Annotated in this window: 23 protein-coding genes; 2 read left to right on the top strand and 21 right to left on the bottom strand. The window is 55.6% G+C overall.

What is annotated here, in order from left to right; all coding sequences use genetic code 11:
- Nucleotides 1–194: 194 nt before the first annotated feature.
- The 6 genes from ACAty_RS14550 to ACAty_RS14525 all read right to left on the bottom strand — a co-directional run bounded on the left by ACAty_RS14550 (nt 195) and on the right by ACAty_RS14525 (nt 5,334).
- Complete coding sequence (locus tag ACAty_RS14550; protein ID WP_014003775.1) at nt 195–881, bottom strand: hypothetical protein; 687 nt, start codon at nt 879–881, stop codon at nt 195–197.
- Nucleotides 862–1,737 carry a hypothetical protein gene (locus ACAty_RS14545; protein WP_040131425.1) on the bottom strand — a complete coding sequence of 292 codons (876 nt, stop codon included), beginning with the start codon at nt 1,735–1,737 and terminating at the stop codon, nt 862–864. Before ACAty_RS14545 ends, ACAty_RS14550 begins: the two co-directional genes overlap by 20 nt.
- Nucleotides 1,738–1,813: 76 nt before the next feature.
- Nucleotides 1,814–2,695 (bottom strand): SprT-like domain-containing protein, encoded by an 882-nt coding sequence (locus tag ACAty_RS14540; protein WP_040131423.1) that lies wholly within the window; start codon nt 2,693–2,695, stop codon nt 1,814–1,816.
- Nucleotides 2,696–2,822: 127 nt separating this feature from the next.
- The gene (locus tag ACAty_RS14535; RefSeq protein WP_040131421.1) at nt 2,823–3,677 is read right to left on the bottom strand and encodes a hypothetical protein; all 855 of its coding nucleotides are present in this window, start codon (nt 3,675–3,677) and stop codon (nt 2,823–2,825) included.
- Between the two features lie 132 nt (nt 3,678–3,809).
- Entirely contained in the window at nt 3,810–4,742 is a 933-nt protein-coding gene (locus ACAty_RS14530; protein ID WP_004872525.1) for a ProQ/FINO family protein, read from the bottom strand.
- Nucleotides 4,743–5,049: 307 nt separating this feature from the next.
- On the bottom strand, nt 5,050–5,334 hold the full coding sequence (locus tag ACAty_RS14525; RefSeq protein WP_004872523.1) for a hypothetical protein: 285 nt from the start codon (nt 5,332–5,334) through the stop codon (nt 5,050–5,052).
- A 261-nt stretch (nt 5,335–5,595) separates the two neighbouring features.
- Here ACAty_RS14525 and ACAty_RS14520 point away from each other — a divergent pair, with 261 nt between their 5' ends.
- On the top strand, nt 5,596–6,519 hold the full coding sequence (locus tag ACAty_RS14520) for a tyrosine-type recombinase/integrase (RefSeq protein WP_004872520.1): 924 nt from the start codon (nt 5,596–5,598) through the stop codon (nt 6,517–6,519).
- A 224-nt stretch (nt 6,520–6,743) separates the two neighbouring features.
- On the opposite strand, the gene ACAty_RS14515 is transcribed toward ACAty_RS14520, so the two are convergent.
- Both ACAty_RS14515 and ACAty_RS16030 read right to left on the bottom strand, forming a co-directional pair.
- The gene (locus ACAty_RS14515; RefSeq protein WP_040131419.1) at nt 6,744–6,968 is read right to left on the bottom strand and encodes a hypothetical protein; all 225 of its coding nucleotides are present in this window, start codon (nt 6,966–6,968) and stop codon (nt 6,744–6,746) included.
- Nucleotides 6,969–7,356: 388 nt separating this feature from the next.
- Nucleotides 7,357–7,590: a hypothetical protein gene (locus ACAty_RS16030; protein WP_153801869.1), complete on the bottom strand. Its 234-nt coding sequence runs from the start codon at nt 7,588–7,590 to the stop codon at nt 7,357–7,359.
- On the opposite strand from ACAty_RS16030, the gene ACAty_RS14505 reads away from it, so the two are divergent.
- Complete coding sequence (locus ACAty_RS14505; RefSeq protein WP_004872515.1) at nt 7,579–7,830, top strand: tyrosine-type recombinase/integrase; 252 nt, start codon at nt 7,579–7,581, stop codon at nt 7,828–7,830. The two genes, ACAty_RS16030 and ACAty_RS14505, sit on opposite strands and share 12 nt — an antisense overlap.
- A gap of 23 nt (nt 7,831–7,853) precedes the next feature.
- On the opposite strand, the gene ACAty_RS14500 is transcribed toward ACAty_RS14505, so the two are convergent.
- From ACAty_RS14500 to ACAty_RS14445, 13 genes are all read right to left on the bottom strand, one after another.
- Nucleotides 7,854–8,177: a glycine zipper domain-containing protein gene (locus ACAty_RS14500; RefSeq protein ID WP_004872513.1), complete on the bottom strand. Its 324-nt coding sequence runs from the start codon at nt 8,175–8,177 to the stop codon at nt 7,854–7,856.
- 137 nt (nt 8,178–8,314) lie between these two features.
- Complete coding sequence (locus ACAty_RS14495; protein ID WP_040131415.1) at nt 8,315–8,626, bottom strand: hypothetical protein; 312 nt, start codon at nt 8,624–8,626, stop codon at nt 8,315–8,317.
- Between the two features lie 273 nt (nt 8,627–8,899).
- Nucleotides 8,900–10,117 carry an ISL3-like element ISAtc2 family transposase gene (locus ACAty_RS14490; RefSeq protein WP_014002536.1) on the bottom strand — a complete coding sequence of 406 codons (1,218 nt, stop codon included), beginning with the start codon at nt 10,115–10,117 and terminating at the stop codon, nt 8,900–8,902.
- Nucleotides 10,118–10,171: 54 nt separating this feature from the next.
- Nucleotides 10,172–11,863 carry a bifunctional protein-serine/threonine kinase/phosphatase gene (locus tag ACAty_RS15650; RefSeq protein WP_153801868.1) on the bottom strand — a complete coding sequence of 564 codons (1,692 nt, stop codon included), beginning with the start codon at nt 11,861–11,863 and terminating at the stop codon, nt 10,172–10,174.
- Nucleotides 11,864–12,098: 235 nt separating this feature from the next.
- Complete coding sequence (locus ACAty_RS14485; RefSeq protein ID WP_004867612.1) at nt 12,099–13,265, bottom strand: ISL3 family transposase; 1,167 nt, start codon at nt 13,263–13,265, stop codon at nt 12,099–12,101.
- A 46-nt stretch (nt 13,266–13,311) separates the two neighbouring features.
- Entirely contained in the window at nt 13,312–14,178 is an 867-nt protein-coding gene (folD, locus tag ACAty_RS15645) for a bifunctional methylenetetrahydrofolate dehydrogenase/methenyltetrahydrofolate cyclohydrolase FolD (RefSeq protein WP_004867617.1), read from the bottom strand.
- 106 nt (nt 14,179–14,284) lie between these two features.
- The gene (locus tag ACAty_RS14480) at nt 14,285–15,643 is read right to left on the bottom strand and encodes an FMN-binding glutamate synthase family protein (RefSeq protein WP_004867620.1); all 1,359 of its coding nucleotides are present in this window, start codon (nt 15,641–15,643) and stop codon (nt 14,285–14,287) included.
- A 13-nt stretch (nt 15,644–15,656) separates the two neighbouring features.
- Nucleotides 15,657–16,355: a GltB/FmdC/FwdC-like GXGXG domain-containing protein gene (locus ACAty_RS14475; protein WP_040131413.1), complete on the bottom strand. Its 699-nt coding sequence runs from the start codon at nt 16,353–16,355 to the stop codon at nt 15,657–15,659.
- On the bottom strand, nt 16,343–17,245 hold the full coding sequence (locus tag ACAty_RS14470) for a class II glutamine amidotransferase (RefSeq protein WP_040131411.1): 903 nt from the start codon (nt 17,243–17,245) through the stop codon (nt 16,343–16,345). Before ACAty_RS14470 ends, ACAty_RS14475 begins: the two co-directional genes overlap by 13 nt.
- A 46-nt stretch (nt 17,246–17,291) precedes the next feature.
- Nucleotides 17,292–18,623, bottom strand: coding sequence for a type III glutamate--ammonia ligase (gene glnT / locus ACAty_RS14465; RefSeq protein ID WP_040131409.1), 1,332 nt, complete (start codon nt 18,621–18,623; stop codon nt 17,292–17,294).
- A gap of 552 nt (nt 18,624–19,175) precedes the next feature.
- Nucleotides 19,176–22,091 carry a 2Fe-2S iron-sulfur cluster-binding protein gene (locus ACAty_RS14455; protein ID WP_004867629.1) on the bottom strand — a complete coding sequence of 972 codons (2,916 nt, stop codon included), beginning with the start codon at nt 22,089–22,091 and terminating at the stop codon, nt 19,176–19,178.
- Entirely contained in the window at nt 22,088–22,345 is a 258-nt protein-coding gene (locus ACAty_RS14450; protein WP_040131407.1) for a sarcosine oxidase subunit delta, read from the bottom strand. The genes ACAty_RS14455 and ACAty_RS14450 overlap by 4 nt, the downstream gene beginning before the upstream one ends.
- Before the next feature lie 15 nt (nt 22,346–22,360).
- Nucleotides 22,361–23,602 carry an FAD-dependent oxidoreductase gene (locus tag ACAty_RS14445; RefSeq protein ID WP_004867631.1) on the bottom strand — a complete coding sequence of 414 codons (1,242 nt, stop codon included), beginning with the start codon at nt 23,600–23,602 and terminating at the stop codon, nt 22,361–22,363.

The raw sequence follows: 23,602 nt of genomic DNA, 5'->3' as shown, positions 1-23,602 counted from the left end.
GGTGGTCTCCTGGGTTTCGTATCTGCGTTTTGCAGAATGGGATCGTCGTACGCTGCCAGGACGGCAAGCGTGGTTCGGTGCCGTGGTTTCCCGACGGCTATTGTGCAGCTCTTGCCAAGGAGCGTTTTCTATCGTGCGATAGGGGCGGTGAAGCCTAGACAGTACAACGGTGTGTTGCCCCAGTCAAATGGTTGCTATGCGCTCGTAGCCGCTAAGAGCCAGGAGCCCAGCAGCAAAGCGAGATAGGCCGCCGGAGCGTTCCCCGGGCTCGGGATGGCCAGCAAAGCCGCCAGCGGCCCCATAAGCACCAATCCGAGTATGGGCAGGCTTACTATGCGGCGGTACGCCAGGATCCCGGCGCTGAGTGCGGCGACCGCGGCGCTGGCCACGGCATCGATCCAGGCGCCGTGCTGAATGAGCAGGATGGCTGCCCCCAGGGGAACGGTAAACACGGCGAGTACCAGAAGGATATGCAGGAAAACGGTGGCCCGGCCCAGTCGATGCTGCCGCCACTGGGTGTGGTACCACGGCCCGCGCGGCTTTCTGGGCCCCCGCCAACGCTCGATACGCCCCAGCTCCCGCAGTACCCAGCGACAATGGTGTTCGTACTGCCGCAACTCGCCCTTTCCTATCCGGAACCGGTCGGCTTCGTGGGCGGCTCGGTTGCGGACGCGCGCAATCTGATGAATGGTGTTGGACAGGCCGGGCGGCAGGATCCGCCCCAGGCTGCTGCAAAGCTCGTGAAGACCTCGGCCCTTGCCGCCGATGCTGCGCAATGCCTGCTCGACGCGGGAAGCACCGATCAGGACGCGCTCGAGGGCCGATAGTGCGGTTTGCGGGCGGGTCGCCCCGCCCTGCGGTTCAGAACGAATAAGCGACACCGGCCTGTACCTGGAACAGGTTGGTGGAACTGAACGGCTCATCCCCAAAGGGGACCGTCTGGCCACGGTACGCTAGCGAGATTGGCCCACCGGTGTAGTTGTAGTGGGTGTAGCTCAGGCCACCGTACAGGTGCCAGCCCATGCCCGCGCCGTAGCCATAGGCGCCCGACAGGGCGTAGTCGGCGGAGAGCGAAATCTTCTCTTCGCCCGTGGTCCCAAAAGAGGCCGGCGTGATGTGCCCATGGAACAGGTTCGTGTGCAGGCCCCCGCCCACCACGGCACCGAACTCGGGCGTGAGCGTGAGCACGAGCTTGCGGGTGACGGCATCCTGGACCATGGCTCCAAGGCCCACCACGCCCGCGTGATAGTCCTCGGTGTAGCCCTCCGGCCCCAGCAGATGGCGGTTCCAGTGCTGGTAACCTCCGAAGACAAAGGGCGTGACCATGGCGCCTGGGCGGATGTTGAGCCCCATGCCAACGCGGGCGATAACCCGGTACATGGTGGCGTTATCGGTCCCCCGATAGGGGCTGTAGACCACGCCATTGGCCGTGGGCCGCTGGGTGAAGCCGTGATAGGCGACGTTGCCGCGGCTCCAGCCGAAACGCACGGCGACGTAGGCGTTGTGGATGCCGGCGAGGTTCTGCATCAGGCTGTATTTCACGCCAAATCCCGGCGTCCAGCCGGATTCCGTATCGCCGGGAGTGATGTGCTCCTGGTAATTGAGCAAATTGCCGGAAACGGACAGGCCGATTTCGTTGTTGGCAGCGAGGATGTTGGGATTGGTGGCGGCCAGGGCCAGTCCGGATGCACCGAGACTCAAGGTGCAGAGTGCGGCGAGCACGGCGGTTTTCCGCATAAGGGTCTCCTTCGTTTTTGAGGTAATTCCATATTGGCGAAATCCAGTATAGCACCAAATCCCTTTTGGAAAGGTTTCAAGCTTCCTTTTCTTCCATTGCTGATTGCCTGCATCGGGATTCCCCACACAGGAGGTGCATCCCGGGTTTGCCCCAGACCTGGTTGCCGCAGCTCGGGCATCGGTACTTGCGGCGCGTATTGGGCGTCTTGGGTGGCAGCTGGCTTGGCAGGACAAACCGGTCCGGTCGCTGCAGGGCGGGGATGATCGCGCGGTCCACCCGCAATGGCGGATGGATGGTTTCCTCTGCGGACTTGCGTTCGTCCGATTCCGGGTCCGCTGCGTTGGTCAATGGATCCGCTTCTGGTCTGGAGGGCTCCGGGGCGTCTTCGGCCGGGATCGGTTCCCAGAGGCTGGGGTCCTCGTACTCGTCGTCATCGAGCTCCGGGAAGCGATCCATCCACGACAGGCGGTATTCGCGGGTGATGAGTTCGTTGCAGGCGCGCACGAAGGGACCATCGGGGACGATGAAATGGCTCATCTGTTCGCCCACCTCGCGTCCTCCGGGCTGCCCGGTGCTCGATGGATAGAGGCCGATTTTCTTGAGGATGCCGCCCCACTCCTTGTTGTGGTACCCGCGGCGACCAGGCTTGCCGTAAAGCGCCTGATACTGGTGCGCCATCTCGTGCACCAGCACCGAGAGCGATTCTTCGATGGTGTGCAGCGCGAAGTACGTGGGATTCAGGCTGATCTCGTCGGCCTGGGCGCCACTGCTCAGGTGGCAGAAGCGCTGGCTGTGAAAGAAGCCATGCGACCGGCGCTTGCGCTGCAGGGTGATAATGCAGGGATTCAGGGACTTGCCCAGCTCGCGGACGAAGAGCGCCTGGTTAAAATGCTCGAACGCCTGCTGCAGCTCCTGGTACAGCGTCGTCGTTGGTGTGTCTTCCGTCGGGTCCGGCATGGCCACTCTCGCCAATAGGTGCATTGCAGTATATCGCCATATGTACAAAAGCCAAATCGTGGTGTGCGGAGCTCAGGTATATGGCGATCCCCTTGCTTTTCTGTCCATCCAACCCGGTGTTAGGCATTCAGCGTCGTTGTTTCTTTGCGTTGGCGGCGATCGTCTGATCCGCCTTTACTTTCTTTATCGCGAGCTGGGGCGGGAGACCTCGAAGCACCCAGCGCATCGCGCTGGCCAGCGCGCCGTCATCGGTAAAGGCGATCCTGAGCGTTTTTGCTGCCGCTTCTCCTGCCAGTTCGGCCAGTTGTTCCAGCGGCATCGTGCTGTACCGGTCCCTGCCCGATCTCAGCCGGGTGAGGTCCGAGAACTTTGCTTTCCGCCCTTTCTTAATTATCCTTTTTATCTGAATTTCCAAAGTGTTATTTTCGTCTACTGGCGGAGTAAATGGCGGTATTTTCGGAAGCGAGTTGATTCTGGGTTCCAAGACTCTGTATTTCTGTCCGCTGGTATCCAACTCCCCATTGACCCAATCTTTCAGGGATTGCACAAACCGTTGTGCGTTTATATCCTCCTGCCCGAAAAGTCCGTCGGCGTGGACGTCCCAACCGTTGGTTTGCCAACCCGCCCCGCGCCACGCCGACAGGAGTTCCTCTGGGAATCGTGAACCTTTTTTTAGAACGATATAGGCTATCGGACCACCATTCCCGCCTTGACACGAGAATGCGGTTTCTATACCTTGATCGTTGAGTTTTTTGATAGCTGCCGCGATCTCTTTATCTACCGCAACGGTTCCTTCTTTTAATTCAATGTCTACGGTTTCGTGAATTTGTTTCGGATCAATCTCCGAGCTCGCAAAGTTTTCTCTCCACTCGGGCAACGCAATAAATGCGTCAAAGAATTTTTTTATCCAGCGTTTGTTGTAGTCTGCTGAACAGATGGACAATCCGTACTCTTTAATCGTACCGTTTTGAGTTACGGTCAAGAATATGCTAACACTTCCTTCTTCTGGTTAACTCAGGCCGAAGGTATCCGTAATGGCCTCCAGCGTGAATTTCTGAGACTGATGGGCGCGCTTGAGCTTGATCAGTTCGAATGTAGCCATGGTGTTAATCGCTCATTTTTCCGTCTGCCCAGAGTCGCCGCTGGGTTCGGCTGTGGAGGTCTTCCTCGTTGTGGGTGTTTCCGGATCCTTCTTTTTGAGGCGCAGCACGCTCCCAAACCGTTGGGCGCCTCGCGTCGGCAACTCCTTTTCCGGCTCGGGTGCGGAGGCCTCGGTCGGCGATGCCGGCGGTTCTCGTTCCGATGCGGCCGGGGATTGGCCTTTCTCCGGCGGCACCGCATACAGGTCTTTGGCCAGCGCCCGGCCGTAGGCACCGTCTGCGGTTATCCAGTGCACCATATCGCCGTTCGCGGTGCGGTCCACGCGATAGAACAGTACCGGCCGGTACGCCTTATCGGCATGCACAAAGGCGAGATCGCCGACTTTGTTTCTCTTTTTGGGCAAATGGGCTTGGGCTTTCCTTGCCTCGGCCGACCACCGGGATGCGAGGTCCCCCAGGCGTTGCTGTTTGGCCAGCAAATCTGGCGACAGATCCGGCGCGACCAAACGGCGGTTACGCTTTTTTTCTCCCTTGGGCGGTGCATTGCGGTACAGTCGGGCGTGGGCAAATCGCTTGTCTGCTGTGGTAAGCACATCCCCCGGCGTACCATCCAGGCGGACTCGATGTTCCCGCGCGAGGACCTGCTCGCAATACGGCAAGCTGCTGGTGTACCAGCGCAAAAATGCGTTGATGGCGTCTTTGTGCTCGGTGCCGAGCTCCTGCAGGATTTTCTCGCGAACACCAATCTCCAAAGGCTTGAACCCCGAGAATGCTTCGGGCCAGCGCGTGTGCAGCAGGGTCATCGTGTCCTGGAACTGCGATGGAATCTCGTGCTGGATCTCTAGCTTACCCATCTTCTTCTCCATATCGCGCACGCCTGGGTTGGCGCTCCGGTCGCCTCTGCCGTTGCGCGTAGTACGCTTTTCGGGATAACGGTACTCCGCCATGGCAATCCTGGCAGATCCAGGCATCCCAAAAGTCTTTTTCGGTATCGTATTGCTCTTCTGATATATCCCAACACAGGCATATACCGCAATCGTTGCAAATCGGAGTAACGGCGCCACTTGGCGTGCTGGGGTTGCGAGTTACTCCCATGGCGTACCTTGCTCTGTTTGTACTGCTGGGAGTGCGCCACAGATCTGTCCCATTCCGACAACCGGCCGGGCGCCGAACGGATCCCAGCGTTCCCCGGTGTAAACGGATGCTCGCATTTCCCCGAACTCCGCGTCTGCTACGGAATGTCGGCCCAAATCGTCAGTCATCTATTTTCAGCGATTCGCTGGGCACGAACGGACGTCCGTTCTTCTCCTGTATTTCCTGCATTTTGGCTTTGAGACAGAAAAGAGCCAGCTTGACGATTTCCCGGTCTCTCTGGCGTGCAGCGATTTTCCCTGGGAACACCAGCCGATCGCTGATCCACTGGAACTCGAGGTATTCCTCCCCTTTGGCTGCATAGCTGACGACCTTGGACGGCTCGACGAAGTGTGGCTCTTCCGGTACAACCTGCTCTTCCTGCGTGGTGTTTTCTTCGGTGCTCATGCGCTGTCTCCTGTCTTTCCGCGATGATGGATATGTTCCGCCGTGATAATCGTTATCCTAACATAATAATTCTGCAGTTCCTGGCCGCTTCGCGGCTGCCGTCTGGTCCTTGGACCCCACACGATGGCCTGCTATCGATACATAATAGCCAATTATGTTACGATAGGCGGTATCGAGGCAGTAACCAGAGGCCACCCGGAGCCTACGATCCGCCCCGGTGGCCCTGAACCCCCCTCCAACCGCATTTTTGAGGTCCGAGAAATGCCCAAAACCGCCAAATCCTCTGCTCTGCCCTTCAACCCGGACGCGATGCTGGAGTTCGTTGAATACCCAGATCACGCCGAAAACACGCAAAAGCAGTATATCACGGTTGCGCGGACGTTCCTGCATTGGTGCGCTAATCGTAGTCTCCACCCGGATCACGTCACGGCAGCCCATCTCCAGCGTTTCCTCGATGACCGGGGTCTGTCGCGATCCAGCCAGTTGGCCTACATGCAGGCATTGAGTGCTTTATATGGGATTCTGCAGGATCGTGGCCTTGCCGACGATAATCCCACCAGCTCCTGGTCGGTGCAGTACCGCAAGAAAAAGGGGAAGTCTGGTCCGCGCATGGCGAAGCGGTTGCCGACGGTTTTGGACAGTGAGGAGGAAACGCGATTTCTGGCGACTATTCCGCTAGACGACCTGCTGCCCTTCTCCGTCTATCGCAAGCGGGTTTTTCTTCATCTCTTGCTCTTTACGGGTTTGCGGGTGTCGGAGGCGTTATCCCTTTCTCTCGCCCAGGTGCGTCTCGAGGCGGATCCACCCGTCGTGCGCGTGATCGGCAAGGGAAACAAGGAGCGCGAGGTGCCCATATCCCCGACCCTGCAGGTCGTGCTCGAGGGCTACCTCGAGAGGCGGCAGCGTTTCGTGCGCAACGGGGATTGGCTCTTTTCGACGGCGGTCGGAGCACCGTTCACCCGGACCTGGGCCTATACCACGGTTTCGGAGGTGATCCGCGGTGCCGGCATCCAGAAACCGGCCTACGGCCCCCACGTCTTACGGCATACCTTCGCGACCCGTCAGCTGCGCGCGGGCATCGCGCCCGCCATCGTCAAGGCCTGGCTCGGCCACGAGGATCTGGCTATTACCTTCCGGGTCTATGAGCATGTGTTTGCCGCACCGGCGGGGGTGCGGCCGGTGTAAGGCATGTACGATCGAGGCGCGCACCATCAGACCGCTCATTTGTTACGCCACCATGAAGAAAAAGCCATCAAAGCGCAGGGTGCATCTTTCTCACCCAGCGCTCCCAATCCTGCCATGTCCGCTCGGCTGATAAGATGGTTTGCGCAGCCTGACGTTGCGTTAATCCGCGCTCTGATCTAACAGCCCGTATTTCTTCAGATATTGGATAACGGTCTGCCATGCGACTACTTCTGACGCCTCACCGTGTGATACATGCCATAGTCTTGGGACTCCCAAACTTCACCGACTTTCAGGTTTTGGATAGCTGCAAGATCTTCCGGCTTGTATCCATATTCTTCGCAAAAGAATCCAGGCAGGTCGGATTCTTTTAATGTTCTGTAGCGCTGGCCATAGAAGGCTTGGCTAGACCAGAATCCGCGATACCTCTTGTTTTCGGTAGTAACTTCCATGATGCTCTCCTTTCCCATTTCAAGGTTCAACATTCAACTGCAGATACAGGATAACACACGCATTGCGTGTGTTAAGCGTATGTTTCGGCTCCGCGTGGGACTGCCCTTTTGGCTGGATGCCATTGCCTTGCACGCCGGAGCCTATACCCTGATTCCCGTCGATGCTTTGTGGTTTCCCAGCGCTGTGTATTGGCTCGTGCGTCATTACCATAATGCGGTTCATATCCCCATACCTAAACGCATTGGCTTTACGCCGCATTATGGTAATGACCAGACTAAAGAAGGTACCGCGGAGAATCCGGACCCCACGCGACAGGATCTCCCAGGTCGTCTCGCCAAAATACCGGCGCACCCGCTCGACGATGGCGTGCTGCAGCGGTTCGCCCTGCTATAGCAGCGCATAAAGCACCAGGAGAGCGATACCGGCATTGAGCAGGGAAGCTTCGGCACCCCCGAGCAGTGAGAACAGGGTACCGCTGTGGCGAAGCAAGGTGGAACCGGAAGACCACCAGGCAGACCCAGCCGAGGCCCGCAGCGAAAAGCTCAGGGGCGTGTGGCGCAGCATGGGCCAGGCGTGGTGTGACGGACCTAGCAGGAGCTTCGGCAGGAAGTGGGTGAGCACCGAGCGCCGCTCACCCGGACCTGGGCCTACACGACCGTTTCGGAGGCTATCCGTGGTGCCGGCATCGAGAAACCGGCCTACGGCCCCCACGTCTTACGGCATACCTTCGCGACCCGTCAGCTGCGCGCCGGCATCGCGCCCGCCATCGTCAAGGCCTGGCTCGGCCACGAGGACCTGGCTATTACCTTCCGGGTCTACGAGCACGTGATTGCCGCGCCGGCTGGGGTGCGGCCGGTGTGAGTGTCCCGCTGTTTTATTCGCGATCAACGCTGATCTGGGACACAGGTGTATCCTGCCGGACAGACCGGATTATTGGGTGGTGGCGCGTAGTAGCCGGGTGGTGGAACGTCATTTTGGGTTTCCTGCCCATGCCCAACGGCGTAGCCCGCCAAACCGCCCATACCGGCACCGATAGCGGCGCCGGCCAATGGCGCACCCGTCTGGTTGCCGATCACAGCCCCAGCGAGGGCTCCCAACAGTGCCCCGCCGCTGGCATCCGCCGTGGTGGCATTGCTCGCATAGGGATTGTTCGCGCAACCGGCCAATGCCAGCGCGCCAATCAAGAGAAACGGTATCGTTGTACGCATGGAGTGCTCCTGTCTGCCTGCCGCGGAACGACGCTTGGCATCCGGATGGCCTTTACGCCGCGATGCAGTACCTGGATGCGTTAGCGATGATGGCCAACAGCACGTTAGACGGAAGCAGGGCCGACGATGTTCCTTGGTTATCGATCTGCTGGGCGGCCCGCGCGGCGCCGCTCGATCACCCCCGCATAATCCTCGGTAGCGTTTAGTATGGCGCGCGCTTTGGCGATGCTGCCGTACATTTCGTCGATCCAGCCTGAATACCTGTCGCGATCATCTTTTGTTCGCTCTTTTTTCTCCGGGCCATCCAGATATAGTGTCTCGAGTTTGTCGGTTACTGTCCGAAGCGCAGCGCGCAGCGCGCTTATGGCTTCTATATCGCTACTTATGGACGGTTCTATACTCGGGGCAATCCGGTTCTGATTTAGCCAATGCTTGCCTGTGGTAGCCATCAAAGCATACTCCAATCCGTGCTCTATTTTTAGGATAGCATGGATCGGAATGCTGTAAACCGCAGATATTCACTGCCGGACTCGCGCAATCCCAAATTAGTTGTGAGAGAGGCTGGCAACAAATTCGCAGGCGATTTTGTTAAACTATTTATCTCTGTCGCATTATAGTATATTGTACACAAAGACGCATTATAAAACGATTATTATCGTTGCGAACGAATTATGAGCATAACTTATCACGAAACAATCGAGAAAATTAGGTTCTTCGACGTTTCATGTGGGTAGCCGGAGATCGAGCTTACCCAGGATGAGATAGGCCATATTGATGAAGTTCTTGTGGGTGCGGTAGCCACGGGCCTTGGCCTTGGCAGACTGCAGGAGGCTGTTGAAGCCCTCCAAGATACCGTTGGTGATCTGGCTCTCGAACCAGCGGAGGATGCCATCCCAGTGGTTCATGAGGGTGTAGGTGACTTTGACCAGAGGGGGTAGTCCGCTGGCCTTGGCGTTTTCCATCCAGGCCTTGAGGAGCACAGCGCCCTGGTGGCGATTCTGGATCGTGAAGATTTCTTGGAAGGTCAGGCGGAACTGGTAGGCCTGGGCCGTCTTGAGGTTCTGGTTCTTGAGGAGCTCCTGGAGCTTGGCGCTCTGCTTGGCCGAGAGCTTTCCTGGATTCTTGAGCCAAAGCCAGCGGCTCTTCTTTAGGTCGGGTTGGGAGTACACCTCTCCCTTGCGCACGACGTCCACGGCCTCATTGATGAGCTTCATCAGGTGAAAGCGATCGAAGGTGACCTGGGCGTTGGGTAGGTGTTCTGCGGCACCTTTTTGGAAGGCTGGAGAGAGGTCCATGCTCACCTCCGCAATAGCCTCGGAGTTACCACCATGGGCCTGCAGATCTTCGCAGAACTTCTCAAAGGTCTGAGCATCCTTGCCTGGGGTGGCGAAGAGTAAGCGCTTGGCCGCCAGGTCCACGAACAGGGAGATGTAGTCGTGGCCGCGCCGGCTGTTGGTTTCGTCGACACCGATGGCCTGAACCTCCGACATGTCCACCGCCTCGCGGGCTTTGGAGACATAATGGTCGATCACCCGCCAGAGTCGCTGGTCCGTCTCCCGGACCAATCGGGAAACCGTCAACACCGGCATCTCCCGGACCATGGCCATGACGAGAGCCTCGAAGAGCAGTGTGAATCCTGAGCCTTCCCGCGCCCAGGGGACGGGCACCAAATGCACACCGTGTTCCGGGCACTGGACCCGCGGCACCCGAGCATGGAGGTAGGCCGCATGCTGGAAGAAGTCGAGGTGGCGCCAGACCTTCTCCTGCGTGTCATGGACGGGACAATCCTGACCGCAGACCGGACAAGGGAAGTGGCTACCTCTTGAGAAGTTCACATAGAGGTCCAGGCGCTTCTCCTCCACCGTAAACCGAACCGCGTCCACCGCCCACGGTGGAACTAGGCCCAATGCCAGCGTGAACAGCTGATTCCCTTGGTCCATAAATCCCCTCGGCTTGCTGACCGCTCCACTAGGCAATCATACCGCCTTACCCACTCAAAATGTCGAAGAGCCGAAAATTATAATAATAAGCAACAACACAACCACTCTAAGCAAAACTACTTCTCTAATAATGAGCTTAGATTTTTTTTGAACACCTTCAAGACCAAACATTTCTACTTGGCTTTCAATATCATAAAGAACTTCAAGTGTATCCGAATATCGATCTCTAGGATTTGCTGAGACCATTTTTTTTATAACTCTATCAAGCCAGTCTGGAATGTCAGGACGATACCGGCGCAGCGATCTGTAACCTTCAGCGTCGATCGGGGGCTTCCATCGAGAGAACATATAATAGAAAGTAACACCAAGTGAATACACATCTGAACGACTATCTCCTGGCGCACCGGCAATTATTTCTGGTGCCATATATGCCAGTGTTCCTAGCATAAGATTTGATTTCTGGTCTATTGTGCCAGGTACGAGAGCAAAAAGCAGCAACACATCGCCACGGTCGGTGATGAAGACATTGTCTGGCTTGATATCTCGATGTATGATATTTAATTTATGTAAAGCGTAGACAGCTTTTGCGAGTTGCTTCATGATTTCTAGTCCTTCCCTTACGGTCAGCGTCTTCGATCTAATTATCATTGATAAATTTTGACCTTTATATGATAACATTACAGTATATACTTGGCTGCGGCAGCGTCCGTCATGTGCTGTGCGTACCAACCACGGGCTAGACACAATCGATGAAACCCAATCTTCAGTGGCAAATGTGCGCCGGATTGCATCATCATCATTTAATTGCCGCTTTGGAAACTTTAAGACCTTCTCAGTATTGCTCTTTTCATCAAATGACCGAAATAATACGCTCTGATACCCATCATATATGTGCTCCAAGATATGATAACCATCAATATTGGCGCCAATGTTTGGCGGTCTCCCTATCGGTATTGAAAAAAACTCGTGCTCAAAAATGCTCATCGTTTTTGATGGGAGCCAAAGTACCTCTAATAAGCCAATCGTGACATCGTCCTGAGATCCGTTAACAATTGCGGAATTGGCCATTTTCTCTGCAGCATCTGCAAGTGAACTGGCTGAAATCATGATTTCTCTAATTTCTCGTTCTTTAAGATAACGATAGCAGCCGTCAGACATTAGTATAATAATGTCATCTTGTTCTATATCTAACTTGTGAAAATCAGTATTCAAGACATCATTCATGCCCGCCGCTCGGTATACAATATTGCCAATCATAGCTTTAATAGTATGATCAACAGTTAGTAGAGTAATATTTCTGTTGCGCCATCGGTAGCAGTGAACATCCCCCGCATAACACGCATAAAATTCCCATCCGCGCATTACTATCGCACAAAAGACTGTTGCCATTCCAGCAAGATTGGGATCGTTGCGTGATAACCAATGTATTGATCTGTTCGCAGCATCAACTGCTCGTCCTAGGGCGCTCGCAATTGATATGGTTGGGGAAAGGTGAGTGTACCCATCAATTAGTTGACGGACGAACAACTCTGCTGCTACTCTTCCAGCTTTTCCACCACTCATACCATCGGCCAGCACCCAAATATTGCCGCGGGTTTGTCGCAGGCTGGCTCCTCCGTCAGCATAAGCTATATAATCTTGATTGGTTTTATTTTGACTCGCTGATATGGAATAATGAGCAACACGACAGTAGCTCTGGTTTTTAATGTAATTTATTTCAAAAGTATCTCTATATGGTTTTTTCATAAATAGACGCACGAGCGATATTCGTCGAAAAATCTTGGAGCATGTGGTTCAGGACGCATGGACGAGATGCAGCCTGAGCGCTGCTCCCCAAAATCGTCCGCTGCAGCAGTGAACAAACTCATCCAGGTGCAGTTGCAAATATTTCTCATGACACCGTGACAAGTGGTTCTTCGACATTTCATGTGAGTAGCCTAAGATCCAGCTTCCGGGTATGCGGTAAGCCATTTTGGGTAGTTCATGTGGGCGCAGTAATCACGTGCTTTGGTTTTGACGGATTGGGGGTGGCTGTTGACGTGCTGCCCCCGGATGCCATTGGCAATCTGGCTCTCGTACCATCGCGGTGCACGTCCCAATGATTCATCATGGTGTAAGCAACCTTGATCAGGGGCGGTAATCCGCTGGTTTTGATGTTTTCCATCCACGTCTTCAACAGGGTTTCGTCTTGATGGTGGTTTTTGATTTGAAGATTCCCTGGAAAGTCAGGTAGTACTGATAAGCCTGAGCTGACTTGAGGTTCTATTTTTTTCGGAGCTCCTGGAACCTGGCGCGTTGCTTGGCCGAGAACTTTTCCGGGCTCTTGAGCCACAGCCAACGGATTTTTTCCAGGTTCGGCCGGAAGTAGACATTCCACCACCTTGCGCTCGGTATCCACGGCGTCATAGATAAGTATCCTGATGTGGAAGCGATCTAAGGTGATCTGGGCGTTCGGCAGGTTTGCTGCAGCTCCTTTTTCGTAGACTAGTGAGAGGTCCATGCTGACTTCTGCAATGGCCTTGGCCCTGCGGCCATGGGTCTGCGGATCTTCGGCGAATGTCGTGAGATTCCTGACATCCTTGCCCGGCGTATTAAAGAGTAGGCGTTTGGCCTCCAGGTCCACGAACAGGGCAATGTAATCATGGCTCCGTCGCCTGCTGGTTTTGACGACATCGATAGCGTGTACCTCGGACAGGTCCACGGCCGCGCGGGCTTTGGAAACGAAATGATCGTGCACACGCCAGAGCCGCTGATGATCCGTCTCACGGACCGAGTGGACGACTGTCAGCACAGGCATCTCTCGGACCGTAGCCATCACCTGAGCCTCGAAGAATAACCTGAACCCCGAGCCTTCCCGCGCCCAAGGAAGAGGCGCCAAATGCACTCCCTGTTCTTGGCACTGGAACGGAGGTACGCGGACGCGGAGATCCGCCACACGCTGAAAGAAATCCAATTGGCTCCAGAAATTCTCCTGGGTGTCGAGTACCTGGCAATCCTGACCGCAGACCGGGCATGGCAAGTGACTCCCCTTGGGGACGTTGCCGTGCAGGTCCAGCCGTTTCTCTTCTACGGTAAACCGCACGTCGTCCACCGCCCACGATAGAACCAATCCCAGTGCCTTAGTGAACAGCTGATTTACTTGATCCATCCTTTGTCTCATCTAGCTGCCCTTCTCATAGAACAATAATTTCGCCTTACGCACTCGAAATGTTGAGGAGCCGTTCTGCGGCACAAACAGTGTTTTCAAGAAGCATGGCAATAGTCATTGGGCCAACACCGCCTGGTACGGGGGTTATCCATGATGCTATTTTGCGCACGTTTTCGTAATCGACATCACCAATGATTCTGCCATCGGCATTTCTCGATATGCCCACGTCAACAACAACGGCCGCTCGCTTTACCATTTCGCTGCAGATTAGTCCGGCATGTCCAGTGGCTGAAATCAATATGTCAGCATTTCTGGTGTGATCACTCAGATTGGTTGTCAGTTTGTGACATATACTGACGGTTGCGCCCTCATTTATAAGCATGTTAGATAATGGCTTACCAACAATATTGCTCGCTCCTATAACAACTACGTTTGCTCCAGATAGAGATATATGATTATATTTAAGTAAGTTGATTACGCCCTTTGGGGTGCATGGCAAGAGGTGCGTTGGTGATCCAACGGCCAATCTCCCAACATTATATGGATGAAAACCATCAACGTCCTTTCGTGGCGATATAGATTCGATTATATGCGGTATATCTATATGTTTAGGAAGTGGTAGCTGAACTAGAATACCGTGAATAGTTGGGTCATCATTTAACATGTATATATCATTTATGATTTGTTGTTGTGAAACGTTGTTATTATAGCGGTAGATAATGTTCTTTATTCCGCATTGGTCGCAGGCGTTTGCCTTGTTTTTAACATATAATGCCGATGCTGGATCATCTCCAATAAGTATGACGGCGAGAGCCGGTGTGAGCTTATGAAAAGTAAGTTGAGAGACACGTCTACTCAGATCGTTGATGATTGATCTGGCTAGAGACTTTCCATCAAGTATGTTTGCGGTCATTAGGTGTATCCTAAGAATTGGTTAAGATGGTATCTGTCAATCCTGTATTACGGTGGTGATAATAGTGCCTCCATATGATTAGCTGGGCAGTTTCTGAGAATTATATCTAACCTCCCAGTCCAGGCACCCATGCTGTTCCTGCAAGCGGTACTCTGGCCATTGCGGCCGCCTCCACGGTGAGCGCTACCAAGTCTTCTCGCTCCAGATGATGGACGTTACTCTTTCCACATGCACGTGCCAGAGTAGTTAACTCCATAGTGAGCGTTTGCAGATAATTCTGAACCCGCTTCGCTGCCCAATCTGGAGTTAATCGTTTCTCCAGAATGGCATCCTGAGTCGTTATGCCGACGGGACAACGCCCCGTGTGACAGTGGTGACATGCTCCCGGCATTGTCCCCAGGGTTTGGTAGTCCTCCTGTGCGTCTATTGCGTTTCCAGCGAGGTCCGTCCATGTCGGCGCATTACAGCCCATCGCCATGAGCACTCCTTGTCCTATGGATACCGCGTCTGCCCCCATTGCCAACGCCTTGGCAACGTCCGCGCCGGTGCGGATACCTCCAGAAATTACCAACTGCACCGTGTTTTTCATTCCCAAATCTTCCAGAGCCTGCACCGCCTGACGCAGCGCAGCCAGGGTGGGAATGCCCACATGTTCTATGAAGACCTGCTGGGTTGCGGCTGTTCCCCCCTGCATCCCATCCAACACGATTACGTCGGCACCGGCGTGGACAGCAAGTTTTACATCGTGATAGGTGCGAGACGCACCGATTTTAACGTATATCGGCTTCTCCCAATCCGTAATCTCACGGAGCTCCTGGATTTTTATCGTAAGGTCGTCTGGACCAGTCCAATCGGGATGGCGGCAAGCAGAACGTTGGTCAATCCCGGCCGGTAGGGTACGCATGGCCGCCACGCGAGGATTAATTTTTTGTCCCAGCAACATGCCACCACCCCCTGGCTTCGCACCTTGGCCAATGACAATCTCGATTGCATCGGCACGACGTAGGTCATCTGGCCGGAATCCATAGCGCGAAGGTAAACATTGATACACGAGGATTTTTGATGCGATCCGCTCCTCTTCCGTCATTCCACCGTCGCCCGTTGTGGTTGAAGTTCCGACAGCAGAGGCAGCCCGCCCCAACGCTTCCTTCACCGACGCCGAAAGGGCTCCAAAACTCATACCGGCGATAGTGATCGGAATATCCAAGACGATGGGCTTGCTGGCATACCGTGTCCCAAGCACTGTTTGTGTAGAGCATTTTTCACGATACCCTTCAAGGGGGTAACGCGACATTGAGGCCCCCAGTAATAACAAGTCATCGAAGTGCGGCACTCTGCGTTTTGCACCTAACCCACGGATTTCGTAGAGACCATGCGTCGCCGCCTGTTGGATATAACTAAGAACTGTCGGGTCGTAGCCGGCGGATATTTCTTGTGCAGGAACGTGGTGATTCGCGGTTTTCATGCTGTAAATCCTCTCAGTAGTCGTGTCGTGCGTCGGCATTCCAATGATAAAGTTTGCGTGACGAGGCGATCCTGCGGAATTGTTGCGCATCGTAGTGCCGATAGTCCGTTCCCGCTGCACGCAATAAAGCGTCAACGGCCTGATAGTCTGCTTCTTGCATTGGCTCCTCCTGCGCATCTGCCCCCAGAGACGCAATTTTACCCCTTACATACAGCACTGCTTCGTAGAGCGAATCTCCAAAAGCATCGCCCGCATTACCACAGACAACCATACGTCCTGCTTGCGCCATGAATGCACTGAAACTACCGACCGAACCCCCAACAACAATATCCCCACCTTTCAGCGAAATTCCACAGCGCAGTCCGGCGTCTCCATCGATAATTAAAAGCCCTCCATGAGCGGATGCCCCTGCCGCATTGGATGCAAATCCACGAACGTGTACCCGTCCGCTCATCATGTTTTCTGCGACACCAGTGCCGGCACTTCCATCAATCATAACGGTTGCTTTTTGGTTCATCCCGCCAGCGTAATACCCTGCGTGACCAAGAATGTGCACCTTCCATGGGGCATTCAAGCCCACGGCCAAATTGTGCGCCCCATCGGGATGTTCAATGGCGACGGTCCCGCCAGTATCCTGAGCAATAGTTTGATGCAAATATTGATTGATCTCACGCACCGAGGTGTTGCGCAGATCGAAGGTCAGACCTTCCATAGGTAAATCTCCTCCGGGGCTGGCTCAAAGACATGCGCATGATCGATATCCGGAAGATGCGCGAGGGCTCGGAACTCTGAGGCGATGGCAACATAATCGCTAGTTTCAGCAACAACGGCGGGTTTACAGGCAAAAGGATCGCGTACTAGAGCCATTTCATCCGTCGTCCCCATCAGGAAAGTGAAAAACCCATCAAGCGCCGAAAAGCTTTTCTCAATGGCTGCTTCCAGCGTATCGCCTTCGCGTAAACGCCATTCCAGAAAGCGGCATGCGGCCTCGGTATCGTTGTCGGTAGCGAAGACGATCCCCTCGGCTTCCAGGGTACGGCGGAGACTGTAAGGGTTGGACAGGGAGCCGTTGTGCACCAAACAAAAATCCTTTCCCGCCGTAAAGGGGTGCGCCCGATCCGGGGTAACAGCGGATTCTGTGGCCATGCGTGTGTGTGCCACCAAGTGACTCCCCTGCACCGTTCCCAGGGCATACCGATCGGCCACTTCGGCCGGGCGTCCCACATCCTTGTAGACGATCATCCGATGGCCTAGAGCCAGCATTTGAACCTCCGGGGCATTGTCCCGTACCCAAGATTGAATTTTTTGGGTAGCTTGGATATCGCTCTGCAAAATCGCATGGTTGGCGCACGACTGTATAGTCACCCTCGTTTGCAGATCGTCCTCCATCCGTTTAGCCAGGGCTGCCCACCCATATCCTGCAGCCTGTCCAACATACAAGCTGATCTGAGACTGTGCTTCCGAGACGTTATCGATAAATACGGCGACACCCGCAGAATCTGGCCCACGCTCCGTCATCCCCTGCAGCATGGGCAGCATCCAGCCCCCTAATTGGGGATACAACTCTTCTTTTTTGATCAACAGACCAACGATCCCACACATGGCTGCATTCTCCTTTCTCCGTGCCCAACGGCACGAGCTTGCTTGCTCAAAAGAACTCCAGATAACTCTGTAGCTCCCAATCCGAAACGTGGCGCATATATTCCACCCATTCCATGTGCTTGAGACGCAGAAACTCCTCAGCTACAGGACCGAGGGCCTGACGCACGGTTGGATCCGCCTCAAGGGCCAGCAAGGCCTCGTGCAGGTTTTGTGGAAGGACCCCTATCCCTGCTTCCTTGAGTGCCTCAGGTGACCAATCGTACAAGTTGGCATTCACTGGAGCCCCAGGATCCAGCTTTCGATCGACTCCATCTAAGCCAGCCGCAATGACCGCGGCGGTAGCCAGATAGGCATTACTGGATCCATCTGGAAGGCGTAACTCCAAACGCCCACCAGGAATGCGGACCATAGAGGACCGATTGTTATCGCCATAGCTAATGTAGGCTGGAGCCCAGGTGGCGCCCGTCAGGGAACGGCCGACCACGAGCCGCTTGTAAGAATTGACCGTAGGCGCACAGAAGGCAGCGAGAGCCGGTGCGTGTGCAAGCAACCCGCCAAGAAAATGGTATGCGACGGAAGACAAGCCAAGGCCTTTGGGGTCGCCCGCGTCGGCAAACAAGTTCTGGCCCTCAGCATTGCCGATAGAGAGATGCATGTGCATCCCATTCCCCGGCCGATTGGGAAAGGGCTTGGGCATGAAAGAACAGATCAATCCCATGTCGTGAGCGATTTCCGCCGCTGCCATTTTGAAAAAGGTGAATTGATCGCAAGAGCGCAAACAGTCGGTATAGGTATAATTGACTTCGAACTGCCCATTGGCGTCCTCGTGGTCAATTTGATAGACATCGATATCACAGGCGATCAAGCTACTTACCAGCCGTTCCAAGAACGCTCGCGATCGAGAGAGCCCCTTGTAGTCGTAACACGGTTTTGGCAGAGAGTCACTCGGGTCACAGGGATGGATACGCCCGTGGTCGTCTCGCTGCAGCAAGGAAAACTCCGGCTCCAATCCGGTATACAGGGTCCAGCCCCGCTCAGTCAGGCGCTGAACTTGCGTTTTCAACGTTACCCTGGTGTCAAAAGGCCAGGGTTTGCCGTGTACATGGCCATCACAAACGATGCGCGCATATCCCGGCTGCCAGGGAACCAGAGACAGGGTAGAAAGGTCGCCAACGGCCATAAAATCCGGTCCGTGGGGTTCCATGCCCAGTCCCCACACGGCAAAACCGGCAAAACCGGCACCGTTTTCGAGAATACTGGCAAAATGTTTGACCGGCACGGACTTGGTTTTGGCTGCACCGTGGATATCCACGAACTGCGCCAGAACATAACGAATATCCCGCTCTTGCAGAAACTCCAACGCTTCTTCGTACGTCATCGCCCTACTCCCTCCTTCAAGCTCATGGCCGTAACTCCCCGGCGAGTGCGCGCAGGGTTTCCTGAAAATAGTGTCCAAAGCTTCCATCAAACCATAAGCGCAAGCTTCGCAGCTCGCTTTCGGGGACTGCTATGACCGATACCCCAATCATGTTCGTCAAAACGACGGGCCGTGTACCCAGGTCGAGAGCGGCAAAGTTCACACCGCAAATCTGCCGCAATAGGATCGGAACTCCATCGCCCTGCAGACGCAATGCCGCTCCATCTCGCAAGACCGGGAAGACGCCCGAGGGGATCGGAGATTCTCTGAGACCATCGATTACGTCTTTCTGACCCTCCAATAAAAATTCACTTCGACCGAGCCGGTACACTGCAACTGCATCGCCCGAATCCCAGGTATTCGGCAACGACGGGACGGGGTTCCCTTGCTCCTGCAACCAGGCAGCTGCCCCGGGCCCCTTACACCCCCAACGCGGCTCCAGAGAGAGATCGACAGCAGTTACGAAGGGCGTCGACCAGCCCTGCAGAGGGCTCCGTCGTTTGGCAGCAATAGTCATACCATCACCTCCCGTTGTCGCAGGTGATCGGGATCATAGAAAGGTGTATCCACCACTTCCGCATACACCATTCGCCCATCGCCCAGCCGTATCGGGAGCGTCGCCACTACGTCTGCGAACGCTCTGTCCAAGAGCGCCAAACCGATATGGGCATCCAGAGTTGGGCTAAAGGCGACGCTCGTCACCCGTCCGGCAATCCGATCGTCAACGATAATCAAGTGATTTTCGAGAGGCGGTGTTTCTCGGTAAGCAGGCAACAATCGAAAGCCGCGCAATCGACGTCGCTGTGGGTGGTTCTGTAAAACTTGCAGACTACGCTGGCCGACAAAGAATGGTTTATCCATCTTGACGGCCCAGTCGAGACCCAACTCATAGGGATGAGTCAGACCGTCGCTGTCTTGACCCAAAAGGATATGGCCTTTCTCGAGACGCAATACACGCTGGGCTTCCACACCAAAGGGTCGAATTCCGAACGCTGCCCCGGCTGTCATGAGCGCCTCCCATACTGCCATGGCGCAACTCGCGGGAACGTGAATTTCGTAGCCCCACTCGCCGACGAATCCTACCCGGAGCACCCGTGCCGGGACATTCGCGATGTGCGTCTCGCGGATGCCAAGATAGGGGAAGGCATCGCCGCTGAGGTCGAGGTCGCTTAGTTGGTGCAGTACTTCCCGAGATTCTGGCCCGGCCAGGTTCATCGCGGCAAAGGTCCCGGTCAGGTTGGTGATCACGCAATCGAGACGCCACCACGTGTTCCAGCGACTCCAGTCGCGATAGACAGCAGCCGCTCCCGAAGACGTCGTGGTCACATAAAAGTGATCTGGCGCCAGGCGACCCACCACGCCGTCATCGATGACCGTGCCTGCCTCATCGCACATCACCCCGTAGCGCGTCATCCCCACCTTGAGTTTGGCATAACGGGAGATGTACACACGCTCAAGAAACTCCACTGCCTGGGGTCCGCGGACCTCGATCTTGCCGAGTGTGCTGACATCGATCAGGCCAACGCCGTTGCGCACATTTTTTACCTCAGCAAGAATGCACGCCCCACGCTCTTGCTCGCGTTCCGTGCGGTAAAAGTCGGGACGCCACCAATCCCCGGCCTGACTCATCTGCGCTCCAGCCGCCACGTGGGCTTCGTGCAAGGGGGTGTGACGATAGGGGTGGAATCCCCTGCCAGCCAAGATGGCCAGCGGAACTGGGTGGTAGAAAGGCCGCGCCGTAGTCGTTCCGACTTTCTCGTGTGATAAACCTTGCGCGCGCGCAAGAATACGCAGCGCATTCATATTTGAGTGTTTCCCCTGGCTCGGACCCATTCCGTTGGTGGTGAACCGTTTCAACAGTTCGATGTTATCAAAACCCTCCTGCATGGCATTGGCGTAATCCTTAAGCTGAAGGTCCTCATCCAAATCAACGAAGTTCTTGCCATCGGGATGCTCAACGATCGGCCACGGATGACTCGGCGACTGGGCTTCTGGTGCCACACGCCGCTGGGAAGGCGTACCAAAACCCAAGAAAGCCGCAGCCTCTTCCCCGGCGCGTGTGCCATCTTCCTGTTTGTGGGCGGCCGTATACATGCCATTCACTCGCCCACAGGCCAGTATCCCAGGGGGCAGCGTGGCGGGAACAAACTGCTCCACCTCGTCGGCATAGCGCATGCGGGCTCCCGCCTGGTAGAGCAGATGGGCTGCCGGTGCCCAGCCAACGCTCAGGCAAATGCTGTCACACGGGAGTGTCTGTATCTGGGAGGTGTCTGCTCGACCATTTGCCCAGGGCGCAATTCGAGCTCCCGTAACCACCACAGCGTTGGCATCGGGCACCGCCTCAACAATCGTATACTGATCAAAGATGGGAACGCCCTGGCTTCGCAACCAGTCGCGCGGAGCCGCGTCGGCCATGGCCGAGCTGCGCATTTCCACCACACCAGCCGGCACGATACCATGCAGTATCAGATCTTCCGCCAGTCGGTAAGCGTCATCGTTGGCTGCCAAAATTACCGGTGCATCGCCAATAGCCACGGCATAGCGATACAGCAGCCGCTGCGCAGCCGAACCCAGCATGACCCCAGGCAAATCGTTGTTTCGGAAAACGGCGGGTTGTTCAATCGCACCTGTGGCAACAACCATCGCACGGGCGCGAAGTTTGGTCATCCTCTTTTCATCTACAAGAGCCAACCAATGGTCAGCGTAATACCCGACCACGGTCGTGCTCAAACGCAAGCGGATTTGCGGATGCTCCCGCACCCGTTGTACAAGGTCTTGCGACCGCTCGTATCCCTCCGCTCGGCGCCCACGCTGATACTGCGCGGATCCCCCCGCGTGGAGGTTCTCGTCAATCAGCAAGACCTGCGCACCTCGCTCGGCAGCCGCCAATGCCGCAGCCATCCCGGACAAGCCTGCTCCGACAACAGCAACATCGCAAAAGTCGTAATCCTTGGGGGTTTGCTGCCGGGATCCGTGCAGGTCCAAAACCCCCAAACCGGCAACACGACGGAACATACGCTCCCAGAGAGGAAACCAGCTTTTTCGGTAGAACGCCTTGTAATAAAATCCAACTGGCAGGAAAGCAGAAAGGCGATCGAGGACACGCATTGGGTCTCGGGTAAGGCTTCCGCGGTGATTTACCGCATACAGATCCATACCCTCCTGGAGCAGAGAGACGTCGGCACGCAGGTTCAGCTGCCGTCCAGACTGCATGAGGGTATTCACATCATGATTGGCCAGGGAGAAAATTCCGCGCGGTCGGTGATACTTGAAGCTCCGTCCCAGGACTTGCTGACCGGCCGCCCACAGGGCACTGGATACCGTATCACCGGCAAAACCCTGGACTGGATTGCCCTCGAAGCGAAAGGAAATTGGTCGGTCACGAGCGATCCATTCGCCTGGAACGGATGCCAATCTTCGTCCGCTCATGTCGGATCCCCCATCCGGGCCGAGCCTAAGATCTCATCAGTCGCCGTATCCCGCCGGATCGCAAACCACTCGTTGCAGGGCAGGTGGCACCACCATTCCTCCTTGACCCCCGCAGCGCCTTGGCGGAAGAAGAGGTGGCGCGCCCATTCAGCGTCGCTGCATTGTGTCGGATCTGGCATCGAGCGACGTACCCCATAATACAAAAATTCCGCAAGATTTCGGGTGCCACAAATCGGACAAGGCAACATCTTCATGGCGGTCTCCTCCCCTTAATGTCCCACAGCGGCGGCGCCGCGTTCGCCGGTGAGGGAAAAATCGGTAAAGCGATCCAAGGAAAATCCAGCAATCAACGGATGCGGCTGGTTCTCCGCCAGGGTGTGTGCCATGGTTTTTCCAGCAATGGGCGTGGCCTTGAAACCCCAGGTGCCCCATCCGGCATCCAAATAGAATCCTTCGACCGGAGTTTTCCCCATGATCGGGGAAAAATCCGGCGTCATATCTGCCATGCCCGCCCATTGCCGAACGACCTTGAGTGGCGACAGGAATGGAAACAAATCAAGCATATGAGCGGCCAGTCCCTCCACAAAGTCCAGAGTGGAACGGGTCGAGTGGAGCTCATAGGGGTCCAGAGACGCACCCATGACCAGCTCCCCCCGCGCCGACTGGCTCACATACACATGCAGGCTGCCAGATACGATAATGGGATCCAACCAAGGTTTGGTCGGTTCGCTCACCATTGCTTGCAGAGGATGTACGAAAATGGGGGACTCCAATCCCACCATGTCTAATATGGCGGGGGTAGACCCAGCTACAGCAGAGAGTACTCGGTCGGTATGGATGTATCCTCGTGTAGTGTTTACCCCGACCACCTTACCGGATCGCACGTCGATCCCCGTGACGGCGGTCTGCTGGTGAATTTCCACCCCCCGCAGGTCTGCGCCACGTCCGTATCCCCAAGCCACAGCATCGTGCCGAACGATAGCCCCCGGTGCGTGATAGAGAGCTCCCAATACGGGCGCATGCCCGCCGCATTCCAGATCCATCATGGGTAGGACCCGATGGACAAAATCGGCGTCCACTACCTCGGATTCCACCCCATAATGTTTGTTGACTTCCGCTCGCCAGCGCATGGTGCGCATAGCCGAATCGCTGTGGGCCAAGGTGAAATGCCCGCGTCGCGAATAAAAGAGATTGAGATCAAAATCCTCCGCGAGGTCCTCCCAGAGGCGAATAGAGGCGTCATAGAACTGCACACCCTCGGGAGTAAGGTAGTTGGAGCGTACAATAGTGGTATTCCGACCTGTGTTACCACCGCCGATATACCCCTTTTCCAGGACGCAGATATTGGTAATACCGTAGTCTCGTGCCAAATAATAAGCCGCTGCCAACCCGTGTCCTCCCGCACCGATAATGACCACATCGTAGGATTCTTTTAACTGGTTGAAGCGCCGAAACATGCGGGGTTCTGGATGCGTTTTGGATGCTGCAAAGCGAAGTAGCGACAACGGCAT

Origin of the sequence: Acidithiobacillus caldus ATCC 51756 (assembly GCF_000175575.2) — a bacterium.
Classification (GTDB): domain Bacteria; phylum Pseudomonadota; class Gammaproteobacteria; order Acidithiobacillales; family Acidithiobacillaceae; genus Acidithiobacillus_A; species Acidithiobacillus_A caldus.
Note: the sequence above shows the minus strand (reverse complement) of the source record. Positions and strands in the feature narration are given on the sequence as shown.

What these genes read in the sequence shown, in the direction of transcription:
- ACAty_RS14545 (WP_040131425.1), bottom strand. Translation starts at nt 1,737, where the DNA reads ATGCGGAAAACCGCCGTGCTCGCCGCACTCTGCACCTTGAGTCTCGGT.
- ACAty_RS14540 (WP_040131423.1), bottom strand. Translation starts at nt 2,695, where the DNA reads ATGCCGGACCCGACGGAAGACACACCAACGACGACGCTGTACCAGGAG.
- ACAty_RS14530 (WP_004872525.1), bottom strand. Translation starts at nt 4,742, where the DNA reads ATGGCGGAGTACCGTTATCCCGAAAAGCGTACTACGCGCAACGGCAGA.
- ACAty_RS14525 (WP_004872523.1), bottom strand. Translation starts at nt 5,334, where the DNA reads ATGAGCACCGAAGAAAACACCACGCAGGAAGAGCAGGTTGTACCGGAA.
- ACAty_RS14520 (WP_004872520.1), top strand. Translation starts at nt 5,596, where the DNA reads ATGCCCAAAACCGCCAAATCCTCTGCTCTGCCCTTCAACCCGGACGCG.
- ACAty_RS14515 (WP_040131419.1), bottom strand. Translation starts at nt 6,968, where the DNA reads ATGGAAGTTACTACCGAAAACAAGAGGTATCGCGGATTCTGGTCTAGC.
- ACAty_RS14500 (WP_004872513.1), bottom strand. Translation starts at nt 8,177, where the DNA reads ATGCGTACAACGATACCGTTTCTCTTGATTGGCGCGCTGGCATTGGCC.
- ACAty_RS14495 (WP_040131415.1), bottom strand. Translation starts at nt 8,626, where the DNA reads ATGGCTACCACAGGCAAGCATTGGCTAAATCAGAACCGGATTGCCCCG.
- ACAty_RS14490 (WP_014002536.1), bottom strand. Translation starts at nt 10,117, where the DNA reads ATGGACCAAGGGAATCAGCTGTTCACGCTGGCATTGGGCCTAGTTCCA.
- ACAty_RS15650 (WP_153801868.1), bottom strand. Translation starts at nt 11,863, where the DNA reads ATGAAAAAACCATATAGAGATACTTTTGAAATAAATTACATTAAAAAC.
- ACAty_RS14485 (WP_004867612.1), bottom strand. Translation starts at nt 13,265, where the DNA reads ATGGATCAAGTAAATCAGCTGTTCACTAAGGCACTGGGATTGGTTCTA.
- folD (WP_004867617.1), bottom strand. Translation starts at nt 14,178, where the DNA reads ATGACCGCAAACATACTTGATGGAAAGTCTCTAGCCAGATCAATCATC.
- ACAty_RS14480 (WP_004867620.1), bottom strand. Translation starts at nt 15,643, where the DNA reads ATGAAAACCGCGAATCACCACGTTCCTGCACAAGAAATATCCGCCGGC.
- ACAty_RS14475 (WP_040131413.1), bottom strand. Translation starts at nt 16,355, where the DNA reads ATGGAAGGTCTGACCTTCGATCTGCGCAACACCTCGGTGCGTGAGATC.
- ACAty_RS14470 (WP_040131411.1), bottom strand. Translation starts at nt 17,245, where the DNA reads ATGTGTGGGATCGTTGGTCTGTTGATCAAAAAAGAAGAGTTGTATCCC.
- glnT (WP_040131409.1), bottom strand. Translation starts at nt 18,623, where the DNA reads ATGACGTACGAAGAAGCGTTGGAGTTTCTGCAAGAGCGGGATATTCGT.
- ACAty_RS14455 (WP_004867629.1), bottom strand. Translation starts at nt 22,091, where the DNA reads ATGAGCGGACGAAGATTGGCATCCGTTCCAGGCGAATGGATCGCTCGT.
- ACAty_RS14450 (WP_040131407.1), bottom strand. Translation starts at nt 22,345, where the DNA reads ATGAAGATGTTGCCTTGTCCGATTTGTGGCACCCGAAATCTTGCGGAA.
- ACAty_RS14445 (WP_004867631.1), bottom strand. Translation starts at nt 23,602, where the DNA reads ATGCCGTTGTCGCTACTTCGCTTTGCAGCATCCAAAACGCATCCAGAA.